We start from the raw sequence: 1,568 nt of genomic DNA on the forward strand, positions 1-1,568 counted from the left end.
CCCGCTTCTCTCACCGCATCTGACGTTAGGCGGCGTTTTGGCCCGGCCAGGCGCTGGCATCGCGCCGGGAACTCGAAGACGAGCGCAGTCGGTGCCGCGGCGTGCGACGATCGGAGCTTTGCAATGTATCCTCTGTTGTTGACGGTAAGGTTCAGGTCCTGCGGCGTCACCGGGCCGCGGCACGTATTCGGGCGTGTGCCAGAGCAAACTCGTCGGCATAGGGGCACGCCGAAGCCATTGCGACTTTGATGCGGCGCACCGAGACGCGAACCTGTGCGCCGATTTTCAGCAGCTTAAGCCTGATCGTGCCGCAAGTGGCCTCGGCGAGCCGGGTGTGGGCGAGGCCGAGGCGGCGCAAGGCGCAGATCAGGACATACGCAAACGAGGCGAACCAGAGGCGCAGCTGGTTGGCGCGCATGGTGTGGGCACTGGTGCGGTCGGCGTAGAGGTCGAGCTGGCACTCCTTGATCCGGTTTTCCATGTCGCCGCGGGCGCAATAGAGATCCTCGTAAAGCGCCCGTGCCGCCCAACGCTTTGCTTTGAGCGAAGTGACGATGAAGCGCGGATTGGCCCCCTGCGTCGTCCACTCGGCCTTGGCGATGACCCGCCTGCGGCGCGACCAGCTGTCTTTCGTGGACCACAGGAAGTCGCGGAACACACGCGCAGCCTGGCCGCTTTTCCTGGATACCCGGCAGGCTTCCTGCAAGGCCGGGGCAATCCTTTTCTCCAGCCGCTCGTTGCGGGCGATCCCAAAGACATAGTCGACGCGATTGGCTTCGCACCAGCTCATCAGCTCGTCGCGGGCAAAGCCGGAATCGGCACGCAGGATGATGCGCACTCTGCGCCATTTCCTGCGGATCTGCCGAACGATCCGCTCGACCTCGTCGACCGATCCCTTGCTGGCATCGATGTTGGAACGCCTGAGCTTTGCCGCCAGCAGGTGCCGTCCACAGAAGACGTAGAGCGGCAGATAGCAGTAGCAGTTGTAGTAGCCGTGGAAGAACCGGCCTTCCTGGTGTCCGTGCAGCGGATCATCGGTGGCATCCAGATCGAGAACGATCTCGCCCGGTGACTTCTCGTGGGCTTCCAGGAACAGGTCGACGAACAGGGCTTCGATCGCCTGCGTGTCGTGGCCGATCTTGTGGTAGCGCGTCGGCTCCCCGACGCGGCCGTGCTCCAGCCGGTTGAGCGTCGACTTGCCGGCAAGCACCGCACAGTCCTCCCGCTTCGGCGTCAGGCTTTCCGACAGGAGGGCCAGCACCGGGTCGTGGCGCAGCGTGTCGTGGTCGTCAACGTCCTCGTAGCCCAGCGCGATCGCGGCGATCCGCTGTCCAACCAGCGTCTGTACGCTATGCACCGTGCAGTCCGGATCGCGTCGGTCGATGAAGCCGGCGGCCACCCGGCGGAACAGGCCGACGGCTTTATCAACGTGGCGCAGAAGCAAGGCGCCAGCATCCGAAGTAATCGCTCCGCCGTCGAAACCGGCGACCACTTTGTGGCCGTCGAAGCCTTCAAATTCGAGCTGATCGCAGCTACAGTGTGTTTGCATCGGACCCCGTCCATTGAAC

General features: G+C 64.0%; 1 protein-coding gene. It reads right to left on the minus strand.

The window, feature by feature from the left end; translation table 11 throughout:
- Positions 1-166: 166 nt before the first annotated feature.
- Entirely contained in the window at positions 167-1,549 is a 1,383-nt protein-coding gene (locus tag G6N73_RS35525; protein WP_165034517.1) for an IS1380 family transposase, read from the minus strand.
- Between the last annotated feature and the right edge of the window lie 19 nt (positions 1,550-1,568).

It is taken from the genome of Allomesorhizobium camelthorni (assembly GCF_011045125.1).
GTDB lineage: Bacteria > Pseudomonadota > Alphaproteobacteria > Rhizobiales > Rhizobiaceae > Allomesorhizobium > Allomesorhizobium camelthorni.

Bases quoted from the DNA above. Each gene is read 5' to 3' on its own strand.
- G6N73_RS35525 (WP_165034517.1), bottom strand. From the start codon at position 1,549: ATGCAAACACACTGTAGCTGCGATCAGCTCGAATTTGAAGGCTTCGAC.